The sequence below is a fragment of the Nakamurella sp. genome (assembly GCF_048594475.1).
In the GTDB taxonomy this organism is placed as follows: domain Bacteria; phylum Actinomycetota; class Actinomycetes; order Mycobacteriales; family Nakamurellaceae; genus Nakamurella.
Genome location: NZ_JBMDXT010000279.1, coordinates 1 through 12983, shown reverse-complemented (window position 1 = coordinate 12983; position 12983 = coordinate 1). Strand labels below are relative to the sequence as shown.

General features: G+C 72.6%; 14 protein-coding genes and 2 pseudogenes. 11 read left to right on the top strand and 5 right to left on the bottom strand.

The window, feature by feature from the left end; translation table 11 throughout:
• Positions 1–159 (bottom strand): annotated as a pseudogene (locus tag ACOJUF_RS13015) (PTS mannitol transporter subunit IIB); the annotation flags it as partial.
• A 338-nt stretch (positions 160–497) separates the two neighbouring features.
• On the opposite strand from ACOJUF_RS13015, the gene ACOJUF_RS13010 reads away from it, so the two are divergent.
• The 6 genes from ACOJUF_RS13010 (at position 498) to ACOJUF_RS12985 (ending at position 3945) form a co-directional block, all read left to right on the top strand.
• Positions 498–1490, top strand: coding sequence for a LacI family DNA-binding transcriptional regulator (locus tag ACOJUF_RS13010; protein ID WP_420122265.1), 993 nt, complete (start codon positions 498–500; stop codon positions 1488–1490).
• Positions 1491–1665: 175 nt separating this feature from the next.
• Positions 1666–2106, top strand: coding sequence for a cyclic pyranopterin monophosphate synthase MoaC (gene moaC, locus ACOJUF_RS13005; protein ID WP_420122267.1), 441 nt, complete (start codon positions 1666–1668; stop codon positions 2104–2106).
• The gene (locus tag ACOJUF_RS13000; protein ID WP_420122264.1) at positions 2103–2573 is read left to right on the top strand and encodes a MogA/MoaB family molybdenum cofactor biosynthesis protein; all 471 of its coding nucleotides are present in this window, start codon (positions 2103–2105) and stop codon (positions 2571–2573) included. Before moaC ends, ACOJUF_RS13000 begins: the two co-directional genes overlap by 4 nt.
• A complete protein-coding gene (locus ACOJUF_RS12995; RefSeq protein WP_420122263.1) occupies positions 2570–3031 on the top strand; it encodes a molybdenum cofactor biosynthesis protein MoaE in 462 nt (153 codons plus the stop codon). The genes ACOJUF_RS13000 and ACOJUF_RS12995 overlap by 4 nt, the downstream gene beginning before the upstream one ends.
• A gap of 38 nt (positions 3032–3069) precedes the next feature.
• On the top strand, positions 3070–3402 hold the full coding sequence (locus tag ACOJUF_RS12990; protein WP_420122262.1) for a GNAT family N-acetyltransferase: 333 nt from the start codon (positions 3070–3072) through the stop codon (positions 3400–3402).
• An 84-nt stretch (positions 3403–3486) separates the two neighbouring features.
• Positions 3487–3945: a hypothetical protein gene (locus ACOJUF_RS12985; RefSeq protein WP_420122261.1), complete on the top strand. Its 459-nt coding sequence runs from the start codon at positions 3487–3489 to the stop codon at positions 3943–3945.
• Here the strand turns inward: ACOJUF_RS12985 and ACOJUF_RS12980 are convergent.
• Positions 3935–4801 carry an alpha/beta fold hydrolase gene (locus tag ACOJUF_RS12980; RefSeq protein WP_420122260.1) on the bottom strand — a complete coding sequence of 289 codons (867 nt, stop codon included), beginning with the start codon at positions 4799–4801 and terminating at the stop codon, positions 3935–3937. The genes ACOJUF_RS12985 and ACOJUF_RS12980 overlap by 11 nt on opposite strands.
• Complete coding sequence (locus tag ACOJUF_RS12975) at positions 4798–5154, bottom strand: hypothetical protein (protein WP_420122259.1); 357 nt, start codon at positions 5152–5154, stop codon at positions 4798–4800. The genes ACOJUF_RS12980 and ACOJUF_RS12975 overlap by 4 nt, the downstream gene beginning before the upstream one ends.
• A gap of 105 nt (positions 5155–5259) precedes the next feature.
• Between ACOJUF_RS12975 and ACOJUF_RS12970 the strand changes: the two genes are divergently transcribed.
• Positions 5260–7179, top strand: coding sequence for an ABC transporter ATP-binding protein (locus ACOJUF_RS12970; RefSeq protein WP_420122258.1), 1920 nt, complete (start codon positions 5260–5262; stop codon positions 7177–7179).
• 44 nt (positions 7180–7223) lie between these two features.
• Here ACOJUF_RS12970 and ACOJUF_RS12965 read toward each other — a convergent pair whose 3' ends face one another.
• Positions 7224–7496, bottom strand: a complete 273-nt coding sequence (locus ACOJUF_RS12965) for a hypothetical protein (RefSeq protein WP_420122257.1) — start codon at positions 7494–7496, stop codon at positions 7224–7226.
• Between the two features lie 264 nt (positions 7497–7760).
• Here ACOJUF_RS12965 and ACOJUF_RS12960 point away from each other — a divergent pair, with 264 nt between their 5' ends.
• The 4 genes from ACOJUF_RS12960 (at position 7761) to ACOJUF_RS12945 (ending at position 12210) form a co-directional block, all read left to right on the top strand.
• Entirely contained in the window at positions 7761–10046 is a 2286-nt protein-coding gene (locus tag ACOJUF_RS12960) for a TIM-barrel domain-containing protein (protein WP_420122256.1), read from the top strand.
• 171 nt (positions 10047–10217) lie between these two features.
• Positions 10218–10619, top strand: coding sequence for a GntR family transcriptional regulator (locus ACOJUF_RS12955; protein WP_420122266.1), 402 nt, complete (start codon positions 10218–10220; stop codon positions 10617–10619).
• Positions 10616–11515 carry an ABC transporter ATP-binding protein gene (locus ACOJUF_RS12950; protein WP_420122255.1) on the top strand — a complete coding sequence of 300 codons (900 nt, stop codon included), beginning with the start codon at positions 10616–10618 and terminating at the stop codon, positions 11513–11515. The genes ACOJUF_RS12955 and ACOJUF_RS12950 overlap by 4 nt, the downstream gene beginning before the upstream one ends.
• Positions 11512–12210 carry an ABC transporter permease gene (locus ACOJUF_RS12945; RefSeq protein WP_420122254.1) on the top strand — a complete coding sequence of 233 codons (699 nt, stop codon included), beginning with the start codon at positions 11512–11514 and terminating at the stop codon, positions 12208–12210. Before ACOJUF_RS12950 ends, ACOJUF_RS12945 begins: the two co-directional genes overlap by 4 nt.
• Positions 12211–12276: 66 nt before the next feature.
• Here the strand turns inward: ACOJUF_RS12945 and ACOJUF_RS12940 are convergent.
• A pseudogene (locus ACOJUF_RS12940) lies at positions 12277–12983 on the bottom strand (hypothetical protein); the annotation flags it as partial.

Genomic DNA, 12983 nt, shown 5'->3' with positions numbered 1-12983 from the left:
CGGGAACGGCCCCTTCTCGATGAACAACGCCGTGATGAAACCCCACGCGATGAACGCCGCGATATTCGGCATGATCATCCCGGACAGGAACGTCCCGAACTTCTGCACCGCCACCCGACTACTACTGGTCTTGCTGGCGGGAGCCGCTTCGGTACTCATTTCTGATCCCCTTCCTTGGGTCAGGGCGGGTCGACAGCGGCCCGCGGGCATGCCGGCATGGCCCACTCCCGGGGTTCCCGGTTGGGCATTCGACAAGCAGATCTACGTGGTCGGGACCCGACCCGGGGCGGAAGCCTGGGGTGACCGAGGTCCGGACTGCACAGAACTGTAGGGCATCCGACCGGGGTATGTCACCGGTGACAGAGAAATTTCTCCAACTTTCTGTCACCGGTGACAGAGCGAGTCCTGTCATCGGTGACATACTGGCCGGGAGGCGACGGCCGCAACGGCGGCCGTCGATGAGGTGATGCAGGCGGGCGGCAGCGGGAGGCACCGCGATGAGCACGATGCGGGACGTCGCTCGGGTGGCCGGGGTGAGCGCCAAGACCGTGTCCCGGGTGATGAACAACGACCGGTACGTGTCCGACGACGTGCGGACCCGGGTGCTCCAGGCGGTCGAGGAGCTGCAGTACGTGCCGAACGTGATGGCTCGCAGCTTCCGGGCCGGTCAGGACAGCGCGATCGGGGTGGCGGTGCCCATCCTCAACGGCTTCTTCGGCCGGGTCGTTGAGTCGGTGGAACGGATGGCGCGCGAGCGCGGCGTCGCCATGTACCTGACCTGCCTGGGGGATGACCCGGCGGCGGAGCAGCCCCTGGTCGAGTCGTTGCTCAGCCGCAACGTCGTCGGCCTGCTGGTCGCCCCGATCTCCGACGACCAGTCCTACCTCAAGCCCTGGCGGGAACGGACGTCGATGGTGTTCGTCGACCGCCGGCCGCGCAAGCTGACCGCCTCGTTCGTGGCACACGACGACACCGGCGGAACCCGGTTGGGGATCAACCACCTGCTGGACCACGGTCACCGCCGGATCGCCTTCGCCGGCGACGGTCCCGCGGTGCCGACCACGGCCCGCCGGCGCACGGCGTACGAGCTGACCCTGTTCGACGGGGGTGTCGGGCTCGACCCGTTCCTGGTCGCCTGGAACGCGCACCAGGTGCCGGTGGTGCCGCGGCTGCTCAACCTGTCCGCGCCGCCGACCGCCATCTTCTCGGCCACGCCCGACTGCTCCATGCGGGTCGTCCGGCAGCTGCAGGCCGCCGGCCGCACCGACATCGTCCAGGTCGGGTTCGGCGACTTCGAGATGGCCGACGCGTTGTCGCCACCGGTCACCGTCGTCGAGCAGGATCCGGCCGAGCTCGGCCGGCTGGCCGCGGCCCGGCTGTTCCAACGGATCGACAACCCGGACAAGCGGCTGCCGCGCCAGACCGTCGTGCCCACCTCGCTGGTGCGCCGGGGGTGTTGCGCGCGGTCCCGGGTCGGGCCCGCGGCCTGACCACCACAGGGTCCGGCGGGCGCGCGGGTCGGGTCGCCGGCCCCGGCGCTCCTGGGCCGTTCGGGCGGTGGGCGTCGGGTCGGGCCCCGTTACCATCGCGGGCGTGTCCACGCCCCCGCAGCCGGCCGCAGCCCCGGCGTCCCTCACCCACGTCGACGCCACCGGAGCCGCCCGGATGGTCGACGTGTCGGGCAAGACCGCCTCGGTGCGCGAGGCGCGGGCGACCGGTGTGCTGCGCACCACCGTCGAGGTCGCCGAGCTGCTGCGCAGCAGCGCCCTGCCCAAGGGTGACGCCCTGGCCACCGCCCGGATCGCCGGGATCATGGCGGCCAAGCGCACCCCGGACCTGGTGCCGCTGTGCCATCCGATCGCGATCTCCGGGGTCGCCGTCGAGCTGGAGGTCGGTGCGGACGAGGTGCGGATCGCCGCGACGGTCCGCACCGCCGACCGCACCGGGGTCGAGATGGAGGCGCTGACCGCGGTCGCCGTGGCCGGCCTGACCCTGCACGACATGGTCAAGGCCGTCGATCCGGCCGCCGTCCTGGACGCGGTGCGGGTCGAGCGCAAGGAGGGCGGCAAGACGGGCAGCTGGACCCGCCCGGAGGACCGGCGATGACGCGCACCGCGGTGGTGATCATCGCCTCCTCCCGGGCGGCTGCCGGGGTGTACCCGGACCGGACCGGCCCGCTGATCCAAACATGGCTACAAGAGAGGGATTTCACCGTGACCGGACCCGTGGTGGTGGCCGACGGGCCGGACGTGGGGGCCGCCCTGCAGGAGGCGGTCGGGGCCGACCTGGTCCTCACCTCCGGGGGCACCGGCATCTCGCCGACCGACGTGACCCCGGAGGAGACGGCCCCGCTGCTCGACCTGCAGATCCCCGGCCTGGCCGCGGCGATCCGGGCCGAGGGCAGCGAGCGGGTCCCGACGGCCGTGCTCTCCCGCGGGCTGGCCGGCGTCGCCGGGTCGACCCTGATCGTCAACCTGCCCGGGTCGACGGGCGGCGTCCGTGACGGGCTGGCCGTGCTCGACCGCGTCCTGGACCACGCGCTGGACCAGATCCGGGGCGGTGACCACCGATGACCGCGACCGGCCGCGGTGCCGGGCCCGGCCCGTCGGCCGGGCGGGTGGGGCTGACCCGGGTGACCAGCGACCCGCTCGACCCGGCCGAACACTATGCCGCGGTGCAGGATCCGGCCGCCGGCGCGACGGTCTCGTTCTCCGGGGTGGTCCGCGACCACGATCACGGGCGCGACGTGACCGAGCTGGACTACTCCGAGCACCCGACCGCGGCGGCCGTCGTGGCGCAGGTCGCGGCCGAGATCGCCGCCCGGCCGGGGGTGATCGCGGTCGCTGTCTCGCACCGGGTCGGCCTGCTCCGGGTCGGCGACATCGCGCTGACCGCGGCGGCCTCCGCGGCGCACCGCCGGGAGGCGTTCGCCGCGTGCACCGACCTGGTCGACGAGGTCAAGCGGCGGCTGCCGGTGTGGAAACGTCAGGTGTTCACCGACGGCACCGACGAATGGGTCGGCTCGGCCTGACCACCTGATCGACTGCCCCGGACCGGAAGGATCTCGCCATGACCACCCCAGACGACGCCCCGATCACCGTCACCGACAACCCCGAGCTCGCGCGGTTCGAGATCCGGGTCGGTGACACGCTGGCCGGGTTCACCGAGTACCGCCCCCGCGGGGACGCCTTCGCGTTCGTGCACACCGAGATCGGGGACGAGTTCGGCGGGCGCGGGCTGGCCTCCCGGCTCATCCAGGACACCCTCGACGAGATGCGCAGCCGCGGCATTGCGGTGCTGCCGTACTGCCCCTTCGTCAAGCGGTACATCCAGCGGCACGCCGACTACCAGGACCTCGTGCCGGCCGACCAGCGCGCGACGTTCGAGATCCCCGCGGGCTGAGCCGGGACCGCCGGCGGCCGGACGCGGACGCCAGCGATCGGCCCGGCCGATTGAGCGGGCCACCGGCCGGGTACCCGCCGCGGCATGGGGGCGGAGGCGGACGACGAGATCGTCGTGCTGCGCAATCCGGCCTGGTGGCGGAACCTCCTGGCCACGGCCCCACTGCTGGTTGTGACGAGCATCAACCTGTTCCTCGGCCGTGCCCCGGGGTGGATCAGGCTGGCCGCCGCCATTGCCTTCGTGGGGCTGATCGTGCAGTTCGTGCTCGCGCGGCGGAGCCGCATCGTGGTGGGTGCGACCGGGGTGGACCTGCGCACCGGTCGGGGACGCCGGGTGCGTGCGACCTGGTCCGAGATCGACCGGTTCGCGGTTCGCGGCCGCCGCGGGGTGGACGTGCACCTGACCTCCGGCCGCCGCATCGCCGTCATACGCTTCGCGCCGGTCGAGGACGAGAGCGCGGCGTCGACGGTGGCCCTGCTGGAGTACCAGCGCCGCCGACTCGGCGGCGCTGCCCCGAGCAGGCGGACCGGCCCTACCCGGTGACGCCGGTGAGCTCCCGGAGGATCTCTTCGGTGTGGGTGTAACCCAGGAAGTGCCCGGCCCCCGCCACCGCGGCCAGGCAGCCCCGGGGGACGGCCTGCGCCAGGGTGGCGCTCCAGGCCGGGGGGACGAGGTCGTCGGCGTCGCCGTGCCAGAAGGTGACGGGCCCGGTGACGTCGGCCGGATCGAAACCCCAGGGCCGGGCCCACGCCCGGTACTCCTCGACCATGCCGTCCCCGCCCTCCAGGGCGGTGGCCGCGGCCGAGGCGATGCCCGGATCGGGCAGCGCCTCCAGGGTGGACGCCTCGGTGGGTTGCGCGGCCCGCAGCGTCAGGTGGGCCCAGGCGGCCGGGGTGTGCCGGGCGATGCCGCCGAGCGCGCGAAAGGTGGTCGCCGCGACGTGCGGGTGGTGCCGGGCGAGCAGGGTCAGCCGGCGGTCCATCGCGTTGAGCTCGCGGAAGGTGCCCTCGTCGTCCAGGGGGCGGCAGCCGGCGACGACGGCGGTGCCGGCGATCCGGTCCGGCAGCCGCGCCGCGCACGCTAGCGCGTACTGGCCGCCCATCGACCACCCGAGCACGAACGCGCGGTCCGCGCCGACGGCGTCCAGCAGCTCGCCGACGTCGGCCGCCCAGTCGGCGGTGGTCCGGCCCGGCGCCGGGGTCGAGGCGCCCAGGCCCGGCCGGTCGGGGGAGACGATGCGCAGGCCCAGGTCGCGGGCGACGGCGTCGAACGGCGCGACGTCCAAGCCGCAGACCAGGCCGCCGTGGCAGTTGACCACGACGGGGCCGTCGGCGGCCCCGAAGCTGCGATGGCCCAGAGTCCGGCCGTCGGCCAGCCGCAGCATGTCGGGCCCGGTCACGGCGGGGTCGCGGCGCCCGGCAGAGCGTCGCCCGGGAAGCTGCGGCCCGGATGGACCGAATAGGAGAAGACGCCGGCGCGCACACCGGGATCCTCCTCCATCAGGGCGATCGCGTCGTCCAGGCTCACCGTCATGACCGCCACTCCGCAGATCGGGGAGTCGTCCATGACCGGGACCACGACCGGCATCCGGCCGTCGGCCCGGAGCGAGAAGTTCCGCCGGCCGTGCTCCCAGACGGTGGCCTCGGTGTCCGGCCCCCCGTACGCGGACCCGGCGTACAGCACCACCACGGTGTACTCCTGGCTGGCGGCCAGCATCGACTGCATCAGGTCATCGGAAATCGGTGTGCTCAACGTGCCCCTCCGTTCGCCGTCGGCGCAACCGTCGCCGGATGGCCACGGTGTCGCGGCACAGTTGTACCCACTTGAACGATCAGTGCGAGCGTCCGGAGAGTGTTCATGACCAGACCCGGTGGCCGGATGTCCGGCGCCAGCGCGTGGCGCACGATGCACCAGGACAGTTCCGTGGTCGACCACAAGCTGGCCAAGGGCACCCTGCGCCGGGTGGTGTCGTTCGCGCGGCCGTTCCGTCGCGATCTGGTGATCTTCCTGATCCTGACCGTGATCTCCTCGGTGATCGGCGTGCTGACCCCGCTGCTGGCCGGCCAGGTGGTCAACCAGATCAGCGCCAACGGCACCGTGCGAGCGGTGGTGACGATCGCGCTGGTGATCGGCGCCCTGGCCGTGCTGGACGCGTTGATTTCGCTGGGCACCCGTTGGTACTCGGCGCGGATCGGCGAGGGCCTGATCTTCGACATGCGGACCAAGGTGTTCGAGCACGTCCAGCGGATGTCGCTGGCCTTCTTCACCCGCACCCAGACCGGCGCCCTGGTCAGCCGGCTCAACAACGACGTCATCGGCGCCCAGCAGGCGTTCACCACGACCCTGTCCGGGGTGGTGGCCAACGTGATCGGGCTCGCCCTGACCGCCGCGGTGATGTTCACCCTGTCGTGGCAGGTCACCCTGATCTCCCTGCTGCTGCTGCCGATCTTCGTGCTGCCGGCCCGACGGTTCGGGCGCAAGCTGCAGCAGCTGACCCGGGAGAGCTACAACCTCAACGCCTCGATGAACACGACCACCACCGAGCGGTTCAACGTCTCGGGGGCGCTGCTGGTCGCGCTCTTCGGCCGGCCGACGGTCGAGGTGCAGTCGTTCCGCGACCGGGCCGGGCGGGTGCGCGACATCGGCATCACCACCGCGATGTACGGGCGCATCTTCATCGTCGGGCTGACCCTGGTCGCCGCGCTGGCCACCGCCCTGACCTACGGGCTGGGCGGCACGCTCGCCCTCAACGGCGCGATGGAGCCGGGCGCGGTCGTCTCGCTGGCCCTGCTGCTGAGCCGCCTGTACGGCCCGTTGATGGCCCTGTCGAACGTGCGGGTGGACGTGATGAGCGCCCTGGTCTCGTTCGAGCGCGTCTTCGAGGTGCTCGACCTCAAGCCGCTGATCACCGAGAAGCCGGATGCCGCGGAGCTGCCGGCGGGGGACCAGGCGATCGAGTTCCGTGACGTGCACTTCGCCTACCCCGGCGCCGACGAGGTGTCCCTGGCCTCCCTCGAGGACGTGGCCGTCAACGACCACAGCCCGCGCCACCCGGTCCTGCACGGCGTGAGCTTCACCGCCCGGGCCGGCGAACTGGTCGCGCTGGTGGGCCCGTCGGGGGCCGGCAAGACGACCATCTCCCAGCTGGTGCCGCGCATCTACGACGTGGACTCCGGCGCCGTCCTGGTCGGCGGGCACGACGTCCGGGACGTCACCCTGCAGTCGCTGCGGGACGCGATCGGCGTCGTCGCCCAGGACGCGCACCTGTTCCACGACACGATCCGCGCCAACCTGCTCTACGCCCGCCCGGACGCCACCGAGGCGGAGCTGATCGCGGCCCTGCGCGCGGCGCAGATCCTCGACCTGGTGGACCGGCTGCCGCAGGGTCTGGACACGGTGGTCGGTGATCGCGGGCACCGGCTCTCGGGCGGGGAGAAGCAGCGGCTGGCGATCGCCCGGGTGCTGCTCAAGGCGCCGGCCGTGGTCATCCTGGACGAGGCCACCGCCCACCTGGACTCCGAGTCGGAGGTCGCGGTCCAGCGGGCCCTGGCCGAGGCGCTGCGCGGCCGGACCTCCCTGGTCATCGCGCACCGGCTGTCGACCATTCGCAGCGCCGACCGGATCGTCGTGGTCGACGGCGGGCGCGTCGTCCAGTCCGGCACCCACGACGAGCTCATCGCGCAGGGCGGCCTGTACGCCGAGCTGTACCGCACCCAGTTCCGGCACCAGGGGGACCGGGACGGTGCCGAGGTCGCCGCCCCGATCCCGACCGGCTGAGCGCAGCCTCCCGGCGCCCGGGCGAGGGATCGAACCGGCGGCGACTACTCGCCGTGCGCGTAGATCAGGTCCGGGGCCCGGCCCGCGTCGCCGGTGGCCTCCGGCCGGGGCGACGCCAGCCCGTTCAGGACGTCACGGGCGGCCTGCAGGGCCCGGATCTCCGCCGGCGTCAACCACGGCGCCGCGGTCACCAGCAGCCCGTCGATACCCGTGGACACGCTCAGGCACTCGTCGAGCTGCCCCTCCGACAGGCGCGGGCGCTCCACCTCGCGCGGGTCGCGCACCGCCGGCCCGATGAACTCGTCCCGCCTCAGCACACCGTGCCCCCTTCCCCCTGGCTCACTGACAGTCAACCCCGCCATCCCGAGTGGTGCACACCGGATCACCCGAACGGGGACCGAAGATCGGACCGCGGCCCGCTGTCGCTCCGCCGGATGTCCGACCCGGGGCAGAGACCGGGCCGTGACGTATCCCCGACGGGGGACGGACGGGCCGGGTCGGATGGGCCGGCGAGCGACCGACCGCCGACCGGTCCGGATGCCTGGCCGGACGGCCGCGGGCCGGCCGGGCAGGATGGCCCGGTGCCCGACCACCAGTTGCCCGAACCGCTCGCCGCCCGTCCCGTGGCCGATCCGCGGGCGGTCGTCCGCGGTGATCACTACCGGATCACCGTGCTCACCGACGGCCTGCTGCGGCTGGAGTACGCGCCCGACGGCGGGGTCGAGGACCGGGCATCGGCCTTCGCGCTCCACCGGGACCTGCCGGTGCCGGCGTTCACGGTGCAGGACCGGGAGCACGCGCTGGAGATCGTCACCGACCGCCTGCACCTGACCTACGACCGCGGGCCGTTTCGCACCAGCGGCCTGTCCGTCCAGGTCCGCGGCAACGTCAGCAGCTACCACTCGGTGTGGCGCTACGGCGAACCCGCCGCCGACCTCGGCGGCACCGCCCGCACGCTGGACCTGGCCGACGGGCGCATCACGCTCGAGCCCGGCGTGGTGTCCCGGGTCGGGTACGCGCTGCTCGACGATTCCCGGACCTTGCTGCTCGACGCCGACGGCTGGGTGTCGCCGCGGCCACCCGGCCGCACCGACCTGTACCTGTTCGCCTACGGCCACGACCACGCCGCGGCGGTCCGGGCGTTCTACGCCGTGAGCGGTCATCCGCCGCTGGTGCCCCGCTGGGCGCTGGGCAACTGGTGGAGCCGCTACCACCGCTACACCGCCGACGGGTACCGGGAGCTGATCGAGCGGTTCCGGGCCGAGGGCCTGCCGTTCTCGGTCAGCGTCATCGACATGGACTGGCACCTGGTCGACATCGACCCCGCGCACGGCTCCGGCTGGACGGGATACACCTGGAACCGGGACCTGTTCCCCGACCCCGAGGCGTTCCTGGCCTGGTTGCACGCCAACGGCCTGCGGGTCACGCTCAACGTGCACCCGGCCGACGGCGTTCGAGCGTTCGAACAGGCCTATCCGGCGCTGGCCGCCGCCCTCGGGCGGGATGCGACGTCCGGGAGCCCGATCGCGTTCGACGTCACCGACCGGGATTTCCTGGCCGCCTATTTCGAGGTGCTGCATCGTGACCTGGAGCGGCAGGGCGTCGACTTCTGGTGGGTGGACTGGCAATCCGGCCCGCACTCGCGGGTCCCGGGCGTCGATCCGCTCTGGATGCTCAACCACTTCCACTTCCAGGACAGCGTGCGGGCCGGCGCCGGGCTCACCTTCTCCCGGTACGCCGGGCCGGGCAGCCACCGGTATCCGGTCGGGTTCTCCGGCGACGCGGTGATCAGCTGGGCGTCCCTGGCCTTCCAGCCCGAATTCACCGCGACCGCGGCCAATATCGGCTACGGCTGGTGGAGCCACGACATCGGCGGCCACATGTTCGGCGTCAAGGACGACGAGCTGACCGCGAGATGGGTCCAGTTCGGGGCGTTCTCACCCATCATGCGGCTGCACTCGGGGTCGAACCCGTTCATCCACAAGGAACCGTGGACCCTCGAACCGGCCACCCGGGCCGTGCTGACCACCTACCTGCGCCTGCGGCACCGGCTCGTGCCGTACCTGCACACCATGAATCACGCGGCCGCGCAGGGCACCCCGTTGGTCCGGCCGATGTACTGGGCGCATCCGGATCGGGACGAGGCGTACCGGGTGCCGAACCAGTACCTGTTCGGCTCGGAGCTGCTCGTCGCCCCGATCGTCTCTCCGGCCGACCCGGTCAGCCGCCTCGGATCCGTCACCGCGTGGCTGCCGCCGGGCGACTGGACCGACATCCGCACCGGCCGCCGCTATGCCGGGGACCGGCAGCTCGCGCTGCACCGGGAACTCGCCGACATCCCGGTGCTGGCCCGGGCCGGGGCGATCGTCCCGCTGGACGCCGCCGCGGTGCCGGGCAACGACCCGGTCGTGCCCGACGCCCTGGAGATCCTCGTCGTGCCCGGTGCGGACGGTGCGTTCGACCTGATCGAGGACGACGGGCACGGCGCGGTCGTCACCACCCCGCTCCGCTGGGACGACGCGAGCCGGACGCTGACCGTCGGGCCGGCCGCCGGCGCGGTGGGGGTCGTGCCGGCGCGTCGGAGCTGGTCGGCGACGGTCCCCGGCGGCCCGCCCGGCGTGGTGGTGACCGCCGCGGCGACCGAACGGGCCGACGTCACCCCGGGAGCCGGGCCCGCGCCCGACGACGCCGCGGAGCTGTTCCACCGGTTGGACCTGGCCCACCTCGAGCACGAGCTCAAGCTCGTCGCCTGGCGGGCCGTCACCGCGGCCGAGTCGGCCGGGCACCGGCTCGGCCGGTTGCATGCGCTGGGCCTGCCCCGGGCCGTGGAGTCGGCGTTGATCGAGGTGCTCACGGCGGCCGGGTGACGGCCGGCTGACGGCCGGCCGACCGCGGCGGGCCGGGCCGGCACCGGGGCGGAAGGGCGACCGCGACCGCCCCCGGGAGCGGGCGCCGGATCGCGCTTGCACTCGTCGTGGGTGCCTGGGTACATTACTCAAGTAATGAACCACCGAGGTTGGCCGAGCCAGGAGGTGACCGTGCTGGACGAGGGGACGCCCCTGTTCCTGCAGATCGCTCGGCGGCTGTCGGCGGACATCGTCGAGGGCACGCTGCCCGAGGGGTCGCGGGTGCCGTCGACCAACGAGTTCGCCGCGTTCTACCGGATCAACCCGGCGACCGCGGCCAAGGGCATCAACCTGCTCGTCGACGACGGGGTGCTGGAGAAGCGTCGCGGGGTCGGCATGTTCGTGGTCACCGGAGCCCGTGATCGCCTGATCCAGCTGCGCCGCAAGGAGTTCGCCGAGCAGTTCGTCGACCCGCTGCTGGTCGAGGCCCGCCGGCTGGGCATCTCGACCGACGAGCTGGTCGACCTCGTCCGGCAGTCGCCGGAAACCATGGAAATGAAGAGTTTCTCGACAGGGGAAGGGGAGACGCCATGACACCGGCCGTCGTTGTCGATCACGTCTCACGTCGCTACCGCGGGGTGACCGCCCTGGACGACGTCTCGGTGGCGTTCGCGCAGGGGTCCATCACCGGACTGCTCGGCCGCAACGGCGCCGGCAAGTCCACGCTGATGCGGGTGATCACGGCGCAGGAGTTCGCCTCCGCCGGGACCGTCCTGGTCCACGGGCGCAACCCGGTCGAGCACGACGACGTGCTCCGCCGGATGTCGTTCGTGAAGGAGAGCCAGGTCTACCCGGACATCAAGGTCAAGCGCGTCATCGAGGCCGCGTCCTGGTTCTATCCCGACTGGAACCACGAGCTCGCCGGCCGGCTGATCGACGACTTCAACCTGCCACTCAAGCGGCCGGTCAAGAAGCTCTCGCGGGGCCTGCACTCGGCGGTGGGCATCGTCATCGGGTTGGCCTCCCGCGCGGAGATCACCCTGTTCGACGAGCCGTACCTCGGGCTGGACGCGGTGGCCCGGCAGATCTTCTACGACCGGCTGCTGGAGGACTACGCGCAGCATCCGCGCACCGTCCTGCTGTCCACCCACCTGATCGACGAGGTGGCCAACCTCCTCGAGCACGTCGTGGTCATCAGCGCGGGCCGCATCGTGGTCGACGAACCGGCCGACCGGCTGCGCGGCCGGGCCGTGACGGTCAGCGGGCCCGCCGCCGCGGTCGAGGACTTCGTCGGGCGGCGCGAGGTGATCGGCCGGCAGGGCATCGGATCCCTGGCCAGCGCCACCGTCACCGGACCGCTGGACGACCTGGCCCTGGCCCGGGCCCGGGAGATGAACCTGCAGATCGAGCCGGTCTCGCTGCAGGAGTACGTGGTCCGCACCGTCGGGTCCGCCGCGGGACCCCGGTCGATGGAGAGGATTCCCGCATGAGCGCCGCCACCATCGGCCGCGTCGCCCGGCTGCACCTGGTGGACCGGTTCGGCTACACCTGGCTCGTCTGGGGGATGCTGGCCTTCACCTTCGCCGTGAACGTGGCCATTTTCGCCGTCCTCCCGCCGACCGAGGAGTCCGGGGACTACACCGGCGGCCTGCTGACCATCTACATCTTCACGCTGGTCATCGGCGTGCAGGCGGCGACCAAGTTCCTGCCGTTCGCGATGACGCTCGGCGTCAGCCGCCGCTCCTACTACGCCGGCACCCTGGCTCTGGTGCTGGGCCTGTGCGTCGCCTACGGGGCCATGCTCACCGTGCTGTGGTGGCTGGAGGGGGTGACCGGCGGCTGGTGGATGCGGCTGCACTTCTTCCGGGTGCCGTGGATCCTCGACGGACCCTGGTACCAGGTCCTGCTGACCAACGTCGTCCTGCTGGCCACGGCGTTCCTGTTCGGGCTGTGGTGCGGGCTGGTCTACCGCCGGTTCGGGCTGGTCGGCATGGTCGTGTTCCTGGCCGCGCTGACCCTGGTGGCGGTGATCGCCGCCCTTCTGGTGACCTGGGGGCAGGCCTGGCCGCAGGTCGGCCGGTTCCTGGCCGAGCTCGACATCGTGGCGGCCAGCCTGCTGGTCGCGGTGGTGGCCGCCGCCGTCGGGCTGGGCGGCTACCTCACGATCCGGCGGATCACCGTCTGAGGCCCGGCCCGGAACGACGAAGGCCGCGACCCGATCCGGGTCGCGGCCTTCGCGGTGCTCAGGCGGTCACGCCGGGCCGGGAACCTTGAACGGCAGCTTGGCACCGGCCGACTGGGCGGCCAGGGCCGTGAAGTAGGTCAGCGCCGCGGTCGTGATGATCGCGAGGAACACGCCGAACGACGGTCCGTGCGAGATGCCGTCGGCGCCGGCCAGGGCGGTCCCGGCGTAGATGAACGTCTGGATCAGCACCCCGAGTGTCAGCACGAACGAGGCCGCCGCCCCGTAGACCAACCATTCCGGTTTGACCTGGTTCGGGTTCAGCACGCCGAACAGCTGCAGCGCGTAGACCACACCGACCGCGACGGCCAGCAGGACCGGCAGCCACCACCACAGCGACCAGCCGTTCAGCGAGACCGTGAAGGCGATGAAGCCGCTCGCGGTGACCGACCAGAACGGGAAGAAGCTGGCGATGAGCGTCAGCAGCGACGCCCCCAGCACGCCCCAGCCCGCGATGCTGATCTTCGACATGTCGAAGGACGGCTTCGGGCCACCGGCGGCCGGCGGGTAGGCGCCGGGGTACCCGGGCGCGGCACCCGGCGGACCGTAGGCCCCGGCCGGCGGGTAGCCCGGCTGCTGGTAGCCGGGGGGCGGGCCCTGCTGGTACCCGGGGGGCGGTCCGGACGGGGCGCCGGGCGGCGGCTGATACCCCGGCGGGGGACCGGCCTGGTACCCGGGCGGTGGGCCCTGCCGGTACCCGGGGGGCGGGCCTTGCT